We start from the raw sequence: 17,152 nt of genomic DNA, 5'->3' as shown, positions 1-17,152 counted from the left end.
GGTGTCGAAATTGGCGGCGGCGCGGGCGGCGCAGCAGACGGCGACGGGCCGGTTGGGCGCCACCCAGCTCACCTGGCTGCTCCTCTCGATGGTCGGCATGTTCCCGCTGGCGGCGATGGCGGCGCTGGCCCTGATCGTTCTGGTGATCATCATCCTGCTCAGCGGGTCGCAGCTGACCTCGTACTCGCCGGATCCGGAGAGCACGCTCGGCCCCGGCGCCGGGGGCAGCGTCCTCACCCAGTTGGCCGGGGGCGACGGTCGCGGCCGGTTCGACTCCTCGGGTGTGCCCGACGCCGACCTGGTCGCGCCGATCGAGGCGGCGGCCCGGGAGTGCGACCTGCTCACCCCCGTGATCCTCGCCGCCCAGATCGAGTACGCGTCGGACTTCGACGCGGACAAGGAGGGCCAGGAGGGCCGCAAGGGCCTGTCCCAGTTGACGCCCGAGGTCTTCGCGCAGTACGGCGAGGACGACGACGACAGCGGCGAGGCGTCGGCGCTGGACCCGGAGGACTCCATCCACGCCCACGCCCGGTGGTTCTGCCACCTGGCCGAGGAGACCCAGCGGATGCTCGACGACAAGAAGGTGGTCGGTGACCACCTCACGCTGACGCTGATGGCCTGGGACCAGGGCACCGCGGCGGTCGAGGCCCAGGGCGGCATGCCGGTCATCCTGCTGGACAGCTACCCGTTCCGGGTGCGCGGCCTGTTCGCCGGCTACACGGTCGGCGGGACGGACACGTCCACCGCCTCCCCGACCCCGTCGGTGCCCCCGAGGGCCGGATCGAACAAGCGGGTGGTGCCGGAGGGCGACGGCACGGTGCTGACCGGGTCGACGTTCGACGCGATGTTCCCCGGCCGCAACGCCTTCTACACGTACGCCGGGCTCACCGACGCGATGGCGACGTTCCCCGCGTTCGCCACCACCGGCGACGAGCGGACCCGCAAGCGGGAACTGGCCGCGTTCCTGGCCAACGTCGACCACGAGACCGAGGGTCTGGTCCACGTCGACGAGATCGACCGGGCGGCGTGGGGCACCTACTGCGACGGCTCCCGGCCCTACGGGTGCCCGGCCGGCCGGACCGCCTACCACGGGCGCGGCCCGCTGCAACTGAGCTGGAACTACAACTACCAGGCGGCCGGCGACGCGCTCGGAGTCGACCTGCTCGGCAACCCGGACCTGGTCGCGACCGACCCGGCGGTGGCGTGGCGGACCGCGCTCTGGTTCTGGATGACCCAGTCCGGCGCGGGCACCACCACGCCGCACGCGGCGATCACCGGCGGCGCCGGGTTCGGCGGGACGGTCCGCAGCATCAACGGGGCGCTGGAGTGCGGCGGCGGCAACCCCGGGCAGGTGCGGGACCGGGTCGACGCGTACCGCCGGTTCACCGAGGCGCTGGGCGTCGACCCGGGCGACGAGGGGACACTGTCGTGCTGACCGGCTGACGGGCCCGCCGCCCCCGGCCCGGAAACCGGCCGAAAGGACGACGGCCGGGGCGGTCGGCCCTTCTCCGGGCCGATGCCGGCGACGGCCCCGATCCGCAGGATCGGGGCATGTCACTTTCCGAACTCGCCGTCCACGCCCGGGGCCTGACGAAACGGTACGGTCGTCGGCCCGCGCTCGTCGACTGCGACCTCGACGTCCCCCGCGGCCGGGTGGTCGGGCTGGTCGGCCCGAACGGCGCCGGCAAGTCCACGCTGCTGAATCTCGCCTGCGGGTTGACCACACCGACCGCGGGCACGCTCCGGGTGCTCGGCTCGCCGCCCGCGGCGAACGCCGCGCACCTGGCCCGGGTCGGTTTCGTCGCCCAGGACACCCCGGTGTACGCCGCCCTCTCGGTCGCCGACCACCTGCGGATGGGCGCGAAGTTGAACCCGACCTGGGATCCGGCGCTGGCGGCGCGGCGGATCGCCCGGGTGGGACTCGACCCGGGTCAGCGGGCGGGCCGGCTCTCCGGCGGCCAGCGGGCGCAGTTGGCGCTCACCGTCGCCGTGGCCAAGCGTCCCGACCTGCTGATCCTCGACGAGCCGGCCGCCGCGCTGGACCCGCTGGCCCGCGACGGTTTCCTGCGCGACCTGATGGAGGTGGTCACCGAACTGGGCGCCACCGCCATCCTCTCCTCCCATCTGCTCGGCGACGTGGCCCGGGCCTGCGACCACCTCGTCGTCCTCGGCGGGTCCCGGGTGCAGGTCGCCGGCGACGTGGCCGACCTGCTGACCCGGCACCACCGGCTGGTCGGCCCGCGCGATGAGCGGGACCGGCTGCCGGCCGGGGTGGAGGCGGTCGCGACCCGGCACACCGGGGCGCACATCGACGCCGTCGTGCGGGTCGACGGCCCGCCGCCGTGCGGGCCGTGGCGCGTGACGCCGGTCGGGCTGGAGGACCTGGTGCTGAGCTATCTGACCCGGGCGGCGGGGGAGGTGAACCGATGAGCTGGCTCACCTGGCGGCAGTTCCGCGTGCCGGCCCTGGTCGGCGTGGCCGCGCTGGCGCTGCTCACCGCGTACGTCGTGCATCTCGGCCTGGACGTCCGGGACGCCGAGGACGCCTACCGGGCCCAGTGCGCCGGCCGGTCCGACTGCCCCCGGCTGGCCCAGCTCGCGGTCGACTACGAGAACACCTCGCTCTATCTGGCGGCGCTGCTCGCGCCGGTGCCCGGCCTGCTCGGCATGTTCTGGGGCGCGCCGCTGGTGGCCCGGGAGCTGGAGGCCGGCACCCAACGACTGGTCTGGAACCAGAGCGTGACCCGCCGTCGCTGGCTCGCGGTCAAGCTGACCGTGGTCGGGCTGGCCGCCATGGCCGTGACCGGTGTCGCCGCCGCGCTGGTGACCTGGGCGATGAGCCCGGTCGACCGGTTCGCGGACAACCGCTTCAGCACCGTCCTGTTCGGCGCCCGCAACCTCGCCCCGGTGGCGTACGCGGTGTTCGCCGTCGTCCTCGGGGTCCTGATCGGGCTGGTGGTGCGCCGCACCGTGCCGGCCATGGCGGTGACCGCGCTGGTCTTCGTGGTCGTCCAGTTCCTGGTGCCGAACCTGGTCCGGCCACACCTGCTGCCGGCGGAGCACGTAACCCTGCCGATGACCGCGTCGGCCATCAACCAGGCACGCGGCCTGGGCGGCATCACCGGGGCGCCGGTGGTGAAGGGGCTGACCCTGCCGGACGCCTGGATCACCGATGTCAGCGAGCTGCGTACCCGCGATGGCACGGCGCTGGACCGGGCGATCTTCGACAGGTGTTTCACCGACCCGCCGAGGACCGGCGCGGCGGAGGGGCCGTTCGGCGACACCGCGACCTGCCTGGCCGACCACGACCTGCACGTGGACGTCGCCTACCAGCCGGTCGGTCGGTACTGGTCGGTCCAGTGGCTGGAGTCGGGCTGCTACCTGCTGCTCGCCGGCCTGCTGGCGGCGGTCGCGTTCCGGCGGGTCCAGCGCCGTCCGAGCTGACGCGTCTGGTCGAAGTCCGGTGGGGACAAGTGGTCCCGGCACGCTACAAACTTGATGGCGAGGATGGGTCAGGCGGGTGGGCCCGGCGATCGTCGGGCGTCCGTGTTCGTCGCGCGTGTTGCGGGTGACTCGTTGACGCCATCAAGTTCGTAGCCTGTAGCGGGTGTTGACGCCCGGAAGGTGGCAAGGCCTACCTCTGGCGCCACCTCGATGCGCCTCGCGGCGAAGCTGGGGTCCACCGAGCGGGAACGGTTCCACGCCTGGGACGCCGAGCAGTGGCTCGGCGAGCGGGTGACGCCCCCGGACTGAGCCCGTCGCGGGTGGGTCAGGCGGTGGGACCGAGCCGCTTGGCCAGGTCCACGAACGACTGCCAGGACGCGGCGGCGACGTGCAGGGTGCCGCCGTCGCGGTCCTTGGTGTCGCGGACCAGCACGACACCTGGCAGGTTGTCGGCGACCTCCACGCAGGAACCCGTCAGGATCGCCTGCCGCTCCACGCGGCCCGCCACGATGCGGTCGCACTCCTCCGGCCGGGCAGGTAGGCCAGCTCGAACCAGCGCAACGTGGTCGCTTCCCGCTCCACCTCGATCCACTCGCGCAGCCACGCCGGATCGGCGTCGAGCGACGCCAGCGCGCGCAGCATCCGCTCGAACCGCCCGCCGGTCGCGAACCGCTCGTCGACCGCCCTCATGTACTCCCGGGTCGGTGCGCGTCCGCCGGTCTCCACCGAGCCCGACCGCCCGCACGGCTACGGCGCGGCCGTACCGCACACGCCGGTGCGCCCGACGTGGGCGTGCCGGGCCGACGGTGAGCCGTGGCCCTGCCCGCACGCCCGGCTCGCGCTCAAGGCCGAGTACGACCGCAACCTCGCCGCGATGAGCATCTACCTGGCCGGGCTGCTCTACGAGGCGATGCGCGACTTCTACCACCTCAACCCGCACGACGGTCCGAGCCCGCAGCAGATGTACCAGCGCTTCCTCGGCTGGAGCCCGTTCCGCCGGCCGCTCGTCGAGCCGCCGGCATGAGCCGGTCAGGCGCCTTCGACCACCCGGTTCTCCCAGGCCCAGGCCGCGATCTCCACCCGGTTGCGGGCGCCCAGCTTGGTCTGGATGCCGGAGAGGTGGCTCTTCACGGTGCTCAACGAGATGAACAGCTCGGCCGCGATCTCCCGGTTGGTCCGCCCGCGTGCGATCGCCCGGACCACCTCGACCTCCCGCGCGGAGAGCCGGGGCAGCGCCCGGCCGGACGCCGGCCGGGTCGCCGCCGCGACGTGCTTGAGCAGCCGCAGCGTCACCGACGGGGACACCAGCGCGTCGCCGTTGTGCGCGGCCCGGACCGCCTCGACCAGCAGCGCCGGCCCGGCGTCCTTGAGCAGGAAACCGACCGCGCCGTTGCGCAGCGCGCCGTAGACGTACTCGTCCAGATCGAACGTGGTCACCACGATGACCCGCAGCGGGTTCGGCGTCCCCGGGCCGGCCAGCGCCCGGGTCACCTCGATCCCGTCGAGGCGGGGCATCCGGATGTCGACCAGGCAGACGTCCGGGCGCAGCCGGCGGGCTTCGGCGACCGCCCCGACGCCGTCGGACGCCTCGCCCACCACGGTGATGTCCGGCTGGTCCTCCAGGATGAGCCGCAGCCCGCCCCGGATCATCGCCTGGTCGTCGGCGACCAGCACCCGGATGCTCATCGTGGAGTCCGAGCCGGGAGGGGGAGCGTGGCCCGGACGGCCCAGCCCCGACCGTCGCGGGGGCCGGCGGTCAGCGTGCCGCCCAGCGTCCGGACGCGCTCGCGCATGCCGACCAGGCCGTAGCCGCCACGATGGCCGACCCGCGCGGGCGCCGGCGGCGCGTCGTCCACCACCTCGACGGACACCCCTTCGGAGCACCTGTCGACGGTGACGGTCACCGACCCGGCGTGTGGGGCGTGCCGGGACACGTTGGTCAGGGACTCCTGCACGATCCGGTGGACCGTGGTGGTCACCTCCGGCGGCCAGGCGAGGTCACCGGTGGGTGGCCACCCGTGGTCACCGGCGGGCAGCCGGAGCCGCACCGGCGGGCCGAGCCGGTCGAACCGGGCCACCAGGTCGGTGAGCTGTTCCGGGTCGGGCGGGGCGGGAGCCGCGTCATCGGTGTCCCGGAGCAGCCCGACCACCCGGCGCATGGCGGCCAGCGCGTCGGCGCCGGACAGCTCGATCCCGGCCAGCATCGCCGGCACCTCCGCCGGCCGCTTCGCGGCGACCAGTTGCGCGGCCTGGGCCTGCACGACGATGCCGGTGACGTGGTGGGCGACCACGTCGTGCAGCTCACGGGCCAGCGCGAGCCGCTCGTCCCGGCGTACCCGCTCGGTGGTGGCCCGGCCGCGGGCGTCGGTGAGGCGCAGCGCGACGCCGACCGCGACGGCGGCCAGCCAGCACAGCACGGCGAACACCGTCACCGCGGAGAAGCCGTGCCGGTTGTCCAGCGACGTGAGCAGGCTGCCGACGATCACCAGCAGACCGGCGCCGCCGACCGCGGCGGCGGTCCGCACCGGCCGGGCCCGGATCACGGAGCCGACCAGCACGGCCAGCGCCAGCCCGGTGATCGGGCCGGGCTCCTGCGGCAGGCCCGCGACGTGGGCGACCACGACGGCGACGGCCGCCACGCCGAGCCCGGCTGCCGCCGTGCGGACCCGGTCCCGGCGGCGGCGCAGGGCCAGCAGACAGACGGTCGCCCCGACCGTCCCGTCGAGCACGGCGTACCGGGGACCCCAACTGTCCGCGAGCATGACGGCGGTGAACGCCAGGCCGAGGAGGAACACCACGGCGAGGCCCAGGTCGCACAGCAGGCCAGCCGGTCGACGCGTGTCGCTCATGGCACCAGGCTAGGAAGTCCCGGCCCACGCCGAACCGGTCGAAAGTACGGTCCCGGTGCTTGCCGCGCCGATGATCGGTTCCTGTGCTATCCACGAGTCATGGCCGACGAGCAGCACGTTTCCCCGGCGAGCGCCGACATCCGCGACCACCGACTGATCTACGGCTGCATGGGGCTGGGCGGCGGGTGGGACGCCGAGCCGTACGGCGCGCCGGAGATCGCGGCGGCCGAGGCGGCGGTCGAGGCCGCCCTGGAGATCGGCGTCACCGCGTTCGACCACGCGGACATCTACCGCAACGGCAAGTCGGAGGCGGTCTTCGGCGAGGTGCTGGCCCGCGCGCCGGAGCTGCGCCGCCGGGTGCTGATCCAGACGAAGTGCGGTATCCGCCTGCCCGGCGACGAGGGGCCGGGCCGGTACGACCTGCGCGCCGCCCACATCGAGCGCAGCGTCGAGCGGAGCCTGACCCGGCTGCGGACCGACGTGATCGACGTCCTGCTGCTGCACCGGCCGGACCCGCTGGCCGACCCGGACGAGGTGGCCGGCGCGTTGACCTCGCTGTACCGGCAGGGGCTGGTGCGGCAGTTCGGTGTGTCGAACATGGCGGCACCGCAGATCGCCCACCTCCAGGCGGCCCTCGACGTGCCGCTCGTCGCCAACCAGTTGGAGATCAGCCTGGGCCGGCGCGACTGGGTCGAGGCCGGCGTGCTGGTGAACACCGCGGAGTCCACCGGGACCGGCTTTCCGCTCGGCACCCTGGAGCACTGCCGGGCGCACCGGATCGGCCTCCAGGCGTGGGGCGCGCTGGCCCGCGGGCGTTTCACCGGCGCCGCCCGGACGCCGGCCGACCGGGAGGCGACCGAGCGGGTCGCCGCCCTGGCCGAGGCGAAGGGCACCACGCCGGAGGCGATCGTGCTGTGGTGGATCCAGCGGCACCCGGCGCGGGTGGCGCCGGTGATCGGCACCGCCCGCCCCGACCGCATCCGGGCCTGTCGGGACGCCGCCCGCCGCGACCCGGAGCTGACCCGCGAGGAGTGGTACGACCTCTGGATCATCGCGCGCGGCGCCCCGCTGCCCTGACCCGCCGCCCTGACCCGCCCTCCGCGTCGCCCGCTCCCGCTCCCCGCGTCGCCCGCTCCCCGCGCCGCACGCTCCCCGCGTCGCCCCGCTTTCCCGGAAAGCGTGGCCACTCGGGCTCGAATGGCCACGCTTTCCGTGAAACAGCGCGCAACGCGGGGGCGACCCCGGTCAGGCGAGCGTGCAGGAGGCGCCGTTGAGGGTGAACGACGTCGGCTTTCCGGTGTTGCCGGTGTGGGTGGCCTGGAACCCGATGGTGGTCGACCCGTTGGCCGGGATGGTGGCGTTGTAGGCGACGTTCCGCGCCGTCACCTGGCCGGTGGCGGGGGAGTAGGACGCGTTCCAGCCCGAGGTGATCGCCTGTCCACCGGGCAGCGTGAACGCCAGGGACCAGCCGGTCACGGCGGTGCCGCCGGTGTTGGTGATGGTGATGTTCTCGGTCAGCCCGGAGTTCCAGGCGTTGACGTCGACGCCGACGCGGCAGGCGCCGACGCCCGGGGGCGGCGTGGTCGGGCCCGGGGGCGGCGTGGTCGGGCCCGTGGTCGGCGTCGTCGTCGGGCTGGGCGACGTGGTCGGGCTGGGCGACGTGGTCGGGCTCGGCGTGCTGGTCAGGCCGAAGAACGCGATCGCGGCCGCGGCCATGCCGGCGCCCGGCAGCGTGTGCCCGGCGCCCTGGATGCTGTACGCCTCCACCTGGACCGTGCCGGTGGCGTCGGCGTAGCGGCGCCGGTTCCAGTTGGCCTGCGGCGTGTCGGTCGAGGTTGGCGTCTGGCTCAGCCCGAACACGTTGGTCCACTGCTCGATCGTCTCCTGCAGCAGCGAGTACGGCACGAGCGTGTCAGCGGTGCCGTGCCAGAGCTGCACCCGGGGGCGCGGGCCGGTGTAGCCGGGGTACGCCTGGCGGACCGCGTCGCCCCACTGTTGCGGCGTCCGGTTCATGTTGCCGCCGGTGCACTGGCTGGACCCGGGCGGGTAGTCCGCCGCGCCCGCGAAGCAGTTGTACGGCACGCCCATGAACGCCGCGCCGGCCTTGAAGACGTCGGGGTAGAGCGCCAGCATGTGGTTGGTCATCATGCCGCCGGACGAACTGCCGGTGGCGTAGACCCGGTCCGGGTCGGCGCCGTACTGCTGCTGCGCCCAGCGGATCATCGAGATGATCGACACCGGGTCGCTGCCGCCGCCGCGGCGCTTGGCGGCGTCGGACCAGGTGTCGAAGCAGTTGCCGAAGCCGGCCTGCTGGGTCGCGGTCGGGTAGATCACGATGTACCCGTACCGGTCGGCCAGGGAGGCGAACTCGCTGCTCGAGTAGAACCCGGGGCCGGATCCGCCGCAGCCGTGCATGGCCACCACGGTCGCCGGGCGGGCCGGGCGGGCGTCCGGGACGTAGACGTGCATGCGCATCCGCCCCGGGTTGTCGCCGAAGCTGGTCACCTCGGTCAGCGACGCCGCGTACGCGGGCTGGATCGTGGGGACCACCAGTCCGGCCGCCGCCAGCGTCGCTGCCACGGCGAGCAGCACTTTCGTTCTGATTCTCACGGAGACTCCTTCGATCACCTGTGCACGTTGAGGTCGTGGGTGGTGCGCCCTGCCCGGCTCCGTATCGGGTAGCAGATAGTGTTCCCGCCGGTCCGAGAAGTGTCAATCGATGTGCGGCGATGCATGTGTCCGAACGATCTCCGTCTACAGTCGAGTTCCCTGCCCGACCCAGCGTCCGGAGTGCCCGTGGCCAGCGCGTTCGACATCGAGGAGATCTATCCCGACGACGGGGAGACCTCGGTACGCCTGCCCCGGCGTCAGGTCGGGCCCTCGCCGCAGGGCGTCGCGGTGACGCTGCTGGCGGACTACACGCTGCGGACCCGCGCCGCGCTCCCGTCCGCCGCCATCGTGGCGTTGCTCGCCGAGGCCGGGGTGAGCAGCGCCGGGGCCCGGACCGCGATCAGCCGGCTGGCCCGCCGGGGCGTGCTGGAACGCAGCCGGCACGGCCGGCACAGCTCCTACCGGCTCAGCCCCACCGTGGCCGCCGAACTCTCCGCCGGCGGGAACTGGATCCTCACCTCCACCGCGGGCACCACGCCGTGGGACGGGTGCTGGACGATCGTCGCGTTCTCGCTGCCGCAGGACCGCAGCGCCCAGCGTCGCGCCCTGCGCGGCCAGCTCCGCTGGCTCGGCTACGCGCCGCTGTACGACGGGCTGTGGATCTCGCCCGACGAGCTGACCCCGCCGGCCCGGTCCCGGCTCGCCCAGCTCACGCTCGGCGCGGTCACGGTGTTCCGCGCCCGGCAGGCCGAGCTGGACGCGTTCGGCCAGCGGGCCCCCATCGAGGCCTGGGACGTCGACGCGATCGGCCGAGAGTACGAGGAGTTCCTGCGCCGGTGGAGCCCACTGGCGTCCGCGGTGGGCCCGATCGACGGCGCGGCGGCGGTGCGGGCCCGCACGGAGGTGATGGAGACGTACCGTCGCTTTCCCACGCTCGACCCGCGGCTGCCGCGGGAACTCCTGCCCGCCGGCTGGCCCCGGCAGGCGGCCCGGGAGCTGTTCGCGGCGGTCTACGACGGCCTCGCCGGCCCGGCCGAGCGGCACGTCCGGGCGGTCGTGGCGCGGCACGCCGGCGGCGCGCCGCCGCCCGACGTCCGGGCACACACCACCGCCGACATGCTCGCCGGAGTGCGCGCGGACGGCTGCGGCCCGCCGCCGGGCTGACGAGCGAGCCGGTACGCGGCCGGGCCGCGCGTTATCTCCCGGTCACCTCGGCCGCGGCGGGTGACCGCGCGACGCGGTCGAGCCACTCCACCAGCAGGTGACGCTCGGCGTCGCTGAGCATCGGCAGCTGCGGGGCGAGAGCCCGCATGGCGACGGCCGTCGCGCGCGGCCCGTCCGACGCCGCGGCCGGGGCGTCGGTGAGGATGCGGGCCAGGACGGCGTCGATCATCGCGTCGGCCAGTGCGGGATCCCGTCGCTGCGGCGGGGTCGCCAGCAGTGTCTGGACGGTTCCGACACCCGCGGCGTGGATGAGGTCGACCGCGTGCGGCTCGGGAACCCGCAGTCGGCCGGCCGCCGCCACCCGGTGGACGCGCGTCTCCAGGATCTGTCTGCCCAGACGCGCGGCCGGTGAGCCGGACGCGCGTTCCGGGTCGTTCAGCAGCCGGAACACGGCCGGGTTGCCGAGCCCGAACTCGATCTGTCGGCGCCAACTCGCCCGCAGGTCGTCGAGCGGGTCGACGTCCGCCGCCGTGGCCGCCGCCACGGCGGTGGCCTTGTCCGCGACGAACGTGGCCAGCACCTGCTCGGCGACCGCCTCCAGCAGGCCGTCCTTGTCGCCGAACAGGCGGTAGATGGTCGGGGCCTGGACACCGGCCCGCTCCGCGACGCCCCGGGTCGTCACGGCGCCGGGGCCGCTGCGGTGCAACAGCCACGCGGCGGCGTCGACGATCGCTGCCCGGGTGTCCTCCCGGCTCTTGACCCCATCACTCATGAATCAACGATAACACTCGCTTGCTATCGGCGGTCACAGGCGATACGGTCAGCGCGTTACCACTGATAACGCGAAAGGCGAATCAATGATTATCGTGACCGGGGCGACCGGGGCCCTCAACGGCGCAACCGTCGACCACCTGCTCGACCGGCTGCCCGCGAGCGAGATCGTGGTCGCCGTGCGCGACACCATGAAGGCGGAGCGCTTCGCGCGGCGGGGTGTCGAGGTCCGGCGCGGCGACTACGCCGACCCCGCCTCCCTGCCGGCGGCGTTCGCCGGTGCCGACCAGTTGCTGCTCGTCTCCTCCAACGATCCGGTGTCGGACGTGACCGGCCTGCACCGCGCGGCGGTCGACGCCGCGCTCGCCGCCGGGGTGAAACGGATCCTCTACACCAGCCACCAGGCTGCCGCGCCGGACAACCCGTTCACCCCCGGCCGGAGCCACTTCGCCACCGAGCAGATCCTGGCCGCCTCCGGGATTTCCTGGACCTCGCTGCGCAACGGGTTCTACGCCCACAGCCTCCCGTGGTTCGCCGGCCCGTGGCGCGAGACCGGAGTGATCGCCGTGCCGGGCGACGGACCGGTGTCCTGGACCGCCCGCGAGGACGCCGCCGAGGCAGCCGCCGTGATCCTCACCTCCGAGGGCACGTACGACGGCCCGACGACCCTGACCGCGCCCGCGGCGCCGACCTTCGCCGAGATCGCCGAGATGGCGTCCGAGCTGGCGGGGCGGACCATCCGGTGCCAACCGACGGGCGAGGCGGACTGGATCGCCGCGCAGGTCGCGGCCGGGGTGCCGGAGCAGCGGACGCGTTTCCTGCTGGGCTTCCACCAGGCCGCGCGGGACGGCTTCTTCGCCGGCGTCGACCCGCTGCTCGGCGAACTCCTCGGTCGTCGGCCGCGCGACGCGCGCGACGCCCTGCGGGCGGCGGCCGGAGCCGGTTCCGCATCCTGACCGCGGTCGCGCTCCGGTGCCCCGTCTCCGGTACGCGGGTCAGCCGCGCGACTGCTCCCGGGCCAGGTACGCCTCGATGCGGGCGAACGCGCCGGTCCACGCCTCCCCGGCGAAGAAGTCGCGCAGCTCCGGCGTGGGGAAGCCGGACTGCACCACGGTCATCAGGGTGCCGCCGTCCTTCTCCTCGAAGGTGACCTCGATGCGGGTGGTCATGGTGGCGCCGTCGGGGCTGCTCCCGGTGGACTCGGTGACCAGCCGGCGCGGCCGGTCGATCTCCAGGAACGTCTGTGTCTCGCGGAACAGCGCGTCCGAGGAGGCGCCCCACACCGCGGTCTGCCGGCCGCCGACCCGGAGGTCCACGTCGATCTCGACGATGCCGGGTTCGGTGTCCAGGATGCCGAACCAGATCTTCTGCTTCTCAGCGTCGGTGTAGGCGTCGAAGACCTCCTCCGGTGAGGCGGGGAGTTGCCGGGTCACGGTCAGGTCGAGCGTCATGTGTCACGGTCCTTCGGGTCGTGTCGGGCTGGTGGGGTCGGTTCGGGCCGACGAGTCGGCTCGGGTGGGGCCGGCTGGTCTGGCCGGCTGGTCGGGTCGAAGCGTCAGGTAGGCGTCGAGGCCGTCCAGTCGACGTGCCCAGAGCCGTTGGTAGAAGGCGAGCCAGGCCATCGCGCCGTCGAGCGGGGCGTCGGCGAGCCGGCACTGCCGGGACCGGCCGACCTTTCGGGTCACCACGAGCCCGGCGCTCTCCAGTGCCTGGACGTGCTTCTTCATGCCGGTCAGGCTCATCCCGGTCGGCGCGGTGAGTTCGCTGATGGTGGCCGGACCGGTGCCGAGCCGGATGAGGATGTCGCGCCGCGTGGGGTCGGCCAGGCTGGCGAACACCCGGTTGAGAGTCTCTTGCTGAACCACGAGGTTCACCTTACGACACTGAACCGCAAGGTTCAACGTAACCGGGGGTGCAGCGTCCCCCGCACCCCGCTGTTTCACGGAAAGCGGGCTCATTGGCGCTCGAATGGCCACTCTTTCCGTGAAACAGCGGGGGCGGGCGTCGGGGTTGAGGGGTCGGCGGTTTGCTGTGGTGGTCCGGAAAGTCTCCGAAAGTTTCGGGTTTTGGGCTTCGGTGGGCCCCGCTGGGTCATGGGCGGCGTCGTTCGAGGTGAACTGTCGAAGCGCTTCAAAGTGGCACTGAGCAGGTGGTATGCGGTTCCGGTGGGACGTCGGGTGCCGCCATCGGTTTCCATGATGTTTCCGGAAGTTGTTGACACTGTGAAGGGCGGCTCCAATACTGTGGCCATCGACTCGCCTCGATGACGGTCGATGTCCGTCGGTCGGCGGTGGTGCTGCCACCCGCCGGCCGCGTGCCCGCCACCACAGGGAGGGAACACGCCCATGAACGACGCCCCCGTCCGCTCGGGCAGCCGCAGGCGCGGACGCCTCAGAATGCTCCTCGGCGGCGCCTGCGCCGTGGCGCTCGCCACCGCCGGGGCCACCGCGGTCCTGTCCGGCCCCGCCTACGCCGACCAGACCGTCACGTCGAACTCCACCGGCACGAACAACGGCTACTTCTACTCGTTCTGGAAGGACAGCGGCAACGTCTCCATGACCATGGGGAACGGCGGTCAGTACAGCACCCAGTGGAGCGGCATCAACAACTTCGTCGCCGGGAAGGGCTGGAACCCCGGCGGACGCCGGACGGTCAGCTACTCCGGCAGCTTCAACCCGTCCGGCAACGCGTACCTCACCCTCTACGGGTGGACCCGCAACCCGCTCGTCGAGTACTACATCGTCGACAGCTGGGGCAGTTGGCGCCCGCCGGGCAGCGGCTTCATGGGCACGGTGACCTCGGACGGCGGCACGTACGACATCTACCGGACCCAGCGCGTCAACGCGCCCTCGATCGAGGGCACCCGGACGTTCTACCAGTACTGGAGCGTGCGGCAGTCGAAGCGGGTCGGTGGCACGATCACCGCCGGCAACCACTTCGACGCCTGGGCCCGCTCCGGCATGAACCTGGGCAGCCACGACTACCAGATCCTGGCCACCGAGGGCTACCAGAGCAGCGGCAACTCCAACATCACGATCGGCGGCACCAGCACCAACCCGACCACCCCGCCGCCGAACAACGGCGGTTGCACGGTCAGCGTCAGCCGGGCCGAGGACTGGAGCGACCGGTTCAACGTGACGTTCTCGGTCAGCGGTAGCAGCAACTGGACGGTCAACATCCAGACCCAGGGTGGTCAGACGCTCCAGAACAGCTGGAACGCCTCGGTGAGCGGCACCAGCGGTACGCTCACCGCGCGCCCGAACGGCAACGGCAACAACTTCGGCATCACGCTCTACAAGAACGGCAACAGCAACACGCCGACGGCGAGCTGCTCGGCCGGCTGAGCCGATCTCCCGCCCGACGGGGGCGCCGCGTTCGCGGCGCCCCCGTCGTCGCGTGTGCCGGCCGACACACCGGGGCAGAAACTTGATTCATTCCAAAACACTGGACTAGTGTTCCTCGGGTGACGCCCGACTTCGAGACCCAGTTGCGGGCGGTCTCGTTGCGCGTGACCCGGCCCCGCCTGGCGGTGCTCGCCGCGCTGCGGGACCATCCGCACGTCGACACCGACACCGTGATCGCGCTGGTCCGGGCCAGCCAGCCGACCGTCTCCCACCAGGCGGTCTACGACGTGCTCCGCGCGCTCACCGACGCCGGTCTGGTGCGACGCATCCAGCCGGCCGGCGCCGTCGCCCGCTACGAGTCGCGGGTGGGGGACAACCACCACCACGTCGTCTGCCGCTCGTGCGGCACGATCGCCGACGTGGAGTGCGCCGTCGGTCACGCCCCCTGCCTCACCGCCTCCGACGACCACGGCTTCGTGGTCGACGAGGCGGAGGTCGTCTACTGGGGCACCTGCCCCGGCTGCGCGACCGCCCGCACCGCCCAGTGATCCGCCAGTTCGGCCAGTGATCCGCCAGTTCGGAAGGAAACAGATGAGCGAGACCCAGGACAACGGGCCCGTCAGCGCCCAGGGCGTGGACGCCAAGGAGGCGGCCGGCTGCCCGGTCGCGCACGACTCCGTGACCGCGCACGGCAGCGAGAGCGAGAACCCGGCGATCGACTCGCCGACCCCGAAGACCGGCGGTCGCCCGCGCAGCAACCGGGACTGGTGGCCCAACCAGCTCGACCTGTCGGTGCTGCACGCCCACTCGGAGAAGGGCAACCCGCTCGGGGCCGACTTCAGCTACGCCAAGGAGTTCGCCAAGCTCGACGTCGAGGCCCTCAAGCGGGACATCACCCAGGTGCTCACCACCTCGCAGGAGTGGTGGCCGGCCGACTTCGGCCACTACGGCGGCCTGATGATCCGGATGAGCTGGCACGCGGCGGGCACCTACCGCATCGAGGACGGCCGTGGCGGCGCCGGCGACGGCGGCCAGCGGTTCGCGCCGCTGAACAGCTGGCCGGACAACGCCAACCTGGACAAGGCCCGCCGGCTGCTCTGGCCGGTCAAGCAGAAGTACGGCCAGAAGATCTCCTGGGCCGACCTGCTGGTGCTGGCCGGCAACGTGGCCCTGGAGTCGATGGGCTTCAAGACGTTCGGCTTCGGCTTCGGCCGCGAGGACGTCTGGGAGCCCGAGGAGATCTTCTGGGGCCCGGAGGACACCTGGCTCGGTGACGAGCGCTACGCCTCCGAGAAGGAGATGGCGGCCGGCGTCGGCGCGACCGAGATGGGCCTCATCTACGTCAACCCGGAGGGTCCCCGCGGCAACGCGGACCCGGCCGCGGCGGCGCACTTCATCCGCGAGACGTTCCGCCGGATGGCGATGAACGACGAGGAGACCGTCGCGCTCATCGCCGGTGGCCACACGTTCGGCAAGACCCACGGCGCCGGCGTCGCCGACGACCACGTCGGTCCGGAGCCCGAGGGCGCCCCGCTGGAGAACCAGGGCCTGGGCTGGCTGAGCACGTACGGCAGCGGCAAGGGCGGGGACACCATCACCAGCGGCCTCGAGGTGACGTGGACCGACCGGCCGACCGAGTGGAGCAACCGCTTCTTCGAGATCCTGTTCGGCTACGAGTGGGAGCTCACCACCAGCCCGGGCGGGGCGAAGCAATGGGTCGCCAAGGACGCCGAGGAGATCATCCCGGACGCCCACGACCCGGCCAGGAAGCACAAGCCGACGATGCTGACGACCGACCTGTCGCTGCGCGTCGACCCGGCGTACGAGAAGATCTCGCGCCGCTTCCTGGAGCACCCGGACGAGTTCGCGCTGGCGTTCGCCAAGGCCTGGTACAAGCTGCTGCACCGCGACATGGGCCCGGTCAGCCGCTTCCTCGGCCCGTGGGTGCCGGAGGCCCAGCTCTGGCAGGACCCGGTGCCGGCTGCCGAGCACGAGCTGGTCGGTGACGCCGACGTCGCCGCGCTGAAGGCCAAGGTGCTCGACTCCGGCCTGACCATCGCGCAGCTCGTCTCCACCGCCTGGGCCTCGGCCGCGAGCTACCGCTCGACCGACAAGCGCGGTGGCGCCAACGGCGCGCGGATCCGGCTGGAGCCGCAGCGCAACTGGGAGGTCAACCAGCCCGAGCAGCTCGCGACCGTGCTGGCGACCCTGGAGGGCATCCAGCGGGAGTTCAACGGCGCCGGCGGCGCCCAGATCTCGCTCGCGGACCTGATCGTGCTGGCCGGCTCGGCCGCGGTCGAGAAGGCGGCGCGGGACGCCGGCGTCGAGGTGACGGTGCCGTTCCACCCGGGTCGCACCGACGCCACCCAGGAGCAGACCGACGTCGAGTCGTTCCGGGTGATGGAGCCGCGTGCCGACGGGTTCCGCAACTACCTGCGGCCGGGCGAGAAGACCGAGCCGGAGGTCCTGCTCGTCGACCGCGCGTACATGCTCAGCCTGACCGCGCCGGAGATGACCGTCCTCGTCGGCGGTCTGCGCGCCCTCGGCAACAACGTGGGTGGCGCGGCGCACGGTGTGCTCACCGACCGGCCGGGTGTGCTCACCAACGACTTCTTCGCCAACCTGCTCTCCCCGGGCACCCGGTGGAAGGCGTCGGAGTCCGAGGAGCACGTGTACGAGATCCGGGACGTGGCGACCGACCAGGTGAAGTGGACCGCCACCGCGGTCGACCTCGTCTTCGGCTCGAACTCGCAGCTCCGGGCGCTGGCCGAGGTCTACGCCAGCGAGGACGCTCGCGAGAAGTTCGTGACCGACTTCGTCGCCGCCTGGACCAAGGTGATGGAGCTGGACCGGTTCGACCTGGCCTGATCCGCGCGCACCGGTGAGCCCCGGTCGATCCGTCACGGATCGGCCGGGGCTCGTCCGGTCTTCCGGCAGGCGGCTACCGGAATGCGGGCGAGTGCTCCGGCCA

The 17,152-nt window shown here is 72.8% G+C and carries 19 protein-coding genes; 11 read left to right on the top strand and 8 right to left on the bottom strand.

What is annotated here, in order from left to right; all coding sequences use genetic code 11:
- Window position 1: 1 nt before the first annotated feature.
- The 4 genes from OG767_RS19955 (at window position 2) to OG767_RS19940 (ending at window position 3,752) form a co-directional block, all read left to right on the top strand.
- The gene (locus OG767_RS19955) at window positions 2–1,435 is read left to right on the top strand and encodes a glycoside hydrolase family 19 protein (protein ID WP_405089942.1); all 1,434 of its coding nucleotides are present in this window, start codon (window positions 2–4) and stop codon (window positions 1,433–1,435) included.
- Window positions 1,436–1,551: 116 nt separating this feature from the next.
- Window positions 1,552–2,430, top strand: a complete 879-nt coding sequence (locus OG767_RS19950; RefSeq protein ID WP_405089941.1) for an ABC transporter ATP-binding protein — start codon at window positions 1,552–1,554, stop codon at window positions 2,428–2,430.
- Window positions 2,427–3,443, top strand: a complete 1,017-nt coding sequence (locus OG767_RS19945) for an ABC transporter permease subunit (RefSeq protein WP_405089940.1) — start codon at window positions 2,427–2,429, stop codon at window positions 3,441–3,443. The genes OG767_RS19950 and OG767_RS19945 overlap by 4 nt, the downstream gene beginning before the upstream one ends.
- 180 nt (window positions 3,444–3,623) lie before the next feature.
- On the top strand, window positions 3,624–3,752 hold the full coding sequence (locus tag OG767_RS19940; RefSeq protein ID WP_405089939.1) for a hypothetical protein: 129 nt from the start codon (window positions 3,624–3,626) through the stop codon (window positions 3,750–3,752).
- Between the two features lie 16 nt (window positions 3,753–3,768).
- On the opposite strand, the gene OG767_RS19935 is transcribed toward OG767_RS19940, so the two are convergent.
- Both OG767_RS19935 and OG767_RS19930 read right to left on the bottom strand, forming a co-directional pair.
- Window positions 3,769–3,954, bottom strand: a complete 186-nt coding sequence (locus OG767_RS19935; protein ID WP_405094255.1) for a DUF397 domain-containing protein — start codon at window positions 3,952–3,954, stop codon at window positions 3,769–3,771.
- Entirely contained in the window at window positions 3,918–4,133 is a 216-nt protein-coding gene (locus OG767_RS19930; RefSeq protein WP_405094365.1) for a hypothetical protein, read from the bottom strand. The genes OG767_RS19935 and OG767_RS19930 overlap by 37 nt, the downstream gene beginning before the upstream one ends.
- On the opposite strand from OG767_RS19930, the gene OG767_RS19925 reads away from it, so the two are divergent.
- Window positions 4,132–4,467, top strand: a complete 336-nt coding sequence (locus OG767_RS19925) for a hypothetical protein (RefSeq protein WP_405094254.1) — start codon at window positions 4,132–4,134, stop codon at window positions 4,465–4,467. The genes OG767_RS19930 and OG767_RS19925 overlap by 2 nt on opposite strands.
- Window positions 4,468–4,472: 5 nt before the next feature.
- On the opposite strand, the gene OG767_RS19920 is transcribed toward OG767_RS19925, so the two are convergent.
- Both OG767_RS19920 and OG767_RS19915 read right to left on the bottom strand, forming a co-directional pair.
- The gene (locus OG767_RS19920) at window positions 4,473–5,129 is read right to left on the bottom strand and encodes a response regulator (RefSeq protein WP_405089938.1); all 657 of its coding nucleotides are present in this window, start codon (window positions 5,127–5,129) and stop codon (window positions 4,473–4,475) included.
- A complete protein-coding gene (locus OG767_RS19915) occupies window positions 5,126–6,292 on the bottom strand; it encodes a sensor histidine kinase (RefSeq protein WP_405089937.1) in 1,167 nt (388 codons plus the stop codon). The genes OG767_RS19920 and OG767_RS19915 overlap by 4 nt, the downstream gene beginning before the upstream one ends.
- A 99-nt stretch (window positions 6,293–6,391) precedes the next feature.
- Here OG767_RS19915 and OG767_RS19910 point away from each other — a divergent pair, with 99 nt between their 5' ends.
- Complete coding sequence (locus OG767_RS19910) at window positions 6,392–7,369, top strand: aldo/keto reductase family oxidoreductase (protein ID WP_405089936.1); 978 nt, start codon at window positions 6,392–6,394, stop codon at window positions 7,367–7,369.
- A 168-nt stretch (window positions 7,370–7,537) separates the two neighbouring features.
- On the opposite strand, the gene OG767_RS19905 is transcribed toward OG767_RS19910, so the two are convergent.
- Window positions 7,538–8,902, bottom strand: coding sequence for a PHB depolymerase family esterase (locus OG767_RS19905; RefSeq protein ID WP_405089935.1), 1,365 nt, complete (start codon window positions 8,900–8,902; stop codon window positions 7,538–7,540).
- A gap of 186 nt (window positions 8,903–9,088) precedes the next feature.
- Between OG767_RS19905 and OG767_RS19900 the strand changes: the two genes are divergently transcribed.
- Window positions 9,089–10,066 carry a PaaX family transcriptional regulator C-terminal domain-containing protein gene (locus OG767_RS19900; protein WP_405089934.1) on the top strand — a complete coding sequence of 326 codons (978 nt, stop codon included), beginning with the start codon at window positions 9,089–9,091 and terminating at the stop codon, window positions 10,064–10,066.
- 31 nt (window positions 10,067–10,097) lie between these two features.
- Here the strand turns inward: OG767_RS19900 and OG767_RS19895 are convergent, their stop codons facing one another.
- The gene (locus OG767_RS19895; protein ID WP_405089933.1) at window positions 10,098–10,838 is read right to left on the bottom strand and encodes a TetR/AcrR family transcriptional regulator; all 741 of its coding nucleotides are present in this window, start codon (window positions 10,836–10,838) and stop codon (window positions 10,098–10,100) included.
- 85 nt (window positions 10,839–10,923) lie between these two features.
- Here OG767_RS19895 and OG767_RS19890 point away from each other — a divergent pair, with 85 nt between their 5' ends.
- Window positions 10,924–11,793 carry an NmrA family NAD(P)-binding protein gene (locus tag OG767_RS19890; RefSeq protein WP_405089932.1) on the top strand — a complete coding sequence of 290 codons (870 nt, stop codon included), beginning with the start codon at window positions 10,924–10,926 and terminating at the stop codon, window positions 11,791–11,793.
- Window positions 11,794–11,832: 39 nt separating this feature from the next.
- Here the strand turns inward: OG767_RS19890 and OG767_RS19885 are convergent, their stop codons facing one another.
- A complete protein-coding gene (locus OG767_RS19885) occupies window positions 11,833–12,288 on the bottom strand; it encodes an SRPBCC domain-containing protein (RefSeq protein ID WP_405089931.1) in 456 nt (151 codons plus the stop codon).
- A 3-nt stretch (window positions 12,289–12,291) separates the two neighbouring features.
- Window positions 12,292–12,702, bottom strand: coding sequence for an ArsR/SmtB family transcription factor (locus tag OG767_RS19880; RefSeq protein WP_405089930.1), 411 nt, complete (start codon window positions 12,700–12,702; stop codon window positions 12,292–12,294).
- A gap of 480 nt (window positions 12,703–13,182) precedes the next feature.
- On the opposite strand from OG767_RS19880, the gene OG767_RS19875 reads away from it, so the two are divergent.
- The 3 genes from OG767_RS19875 (at window position 13,183) to katG (ending at window position 17,049) form a co-directional block, all read left to right on the top strand.
- Window positions 13,183–14,181, top strand: coding sequence for a glycoside hydrolase family 11 protein (locus OG767_RS19875; protein WP_405089929.1), 999 nt, complete (start codon window positions 13,183–13,185; stop codon window positions 14,179–14,181).
- Between the two features lie 119 nt (window positions 14,182–14,300).
- Window positions 14,301–14,729 carry a Fur family transcriptional regulator gene (locus tag OG767_RS19870; RefSeq protein ID WP_405089928.1) on the top strand — a complete coding sequence of 143 codons (429 nt, stop codon included), beginning with the start codon at window positions 14,301–14,303 and terminating at the stop codon, window positions 14,727–14,729.
- A gap of 43 nt (window positions 14,730–14,772) precedes the next feature.
- Window positions 14,773–17,049 (top strand): catalase/peroxidase HPI, encoded by a 2,277-nt coding sequence (gene katG, locus OG767_RS19865; protein WP_405089927.1) that lies wholly within the window; start codon window positions 14,773–14,775, stop codon window positions 17,047–17,049.
- The last annotated feature ends 103 nt before the right edge of the window (window positions 17,050–17,152 follow it).

It is taken from the genome of Micromonospora sp. NBC_01392 (genome assembly GCF_045040125.1).
Taxonomy (GTDB): Bacteria; Actinomycetota; Actinomycetes; order Mycobacteriales; family Micromonosporaceae; genus Micromonospora.
Note: the sequence above shows the minus strand (reverse complement) of the source record. Positions and strands in the feature narration are given on the sequence as shown.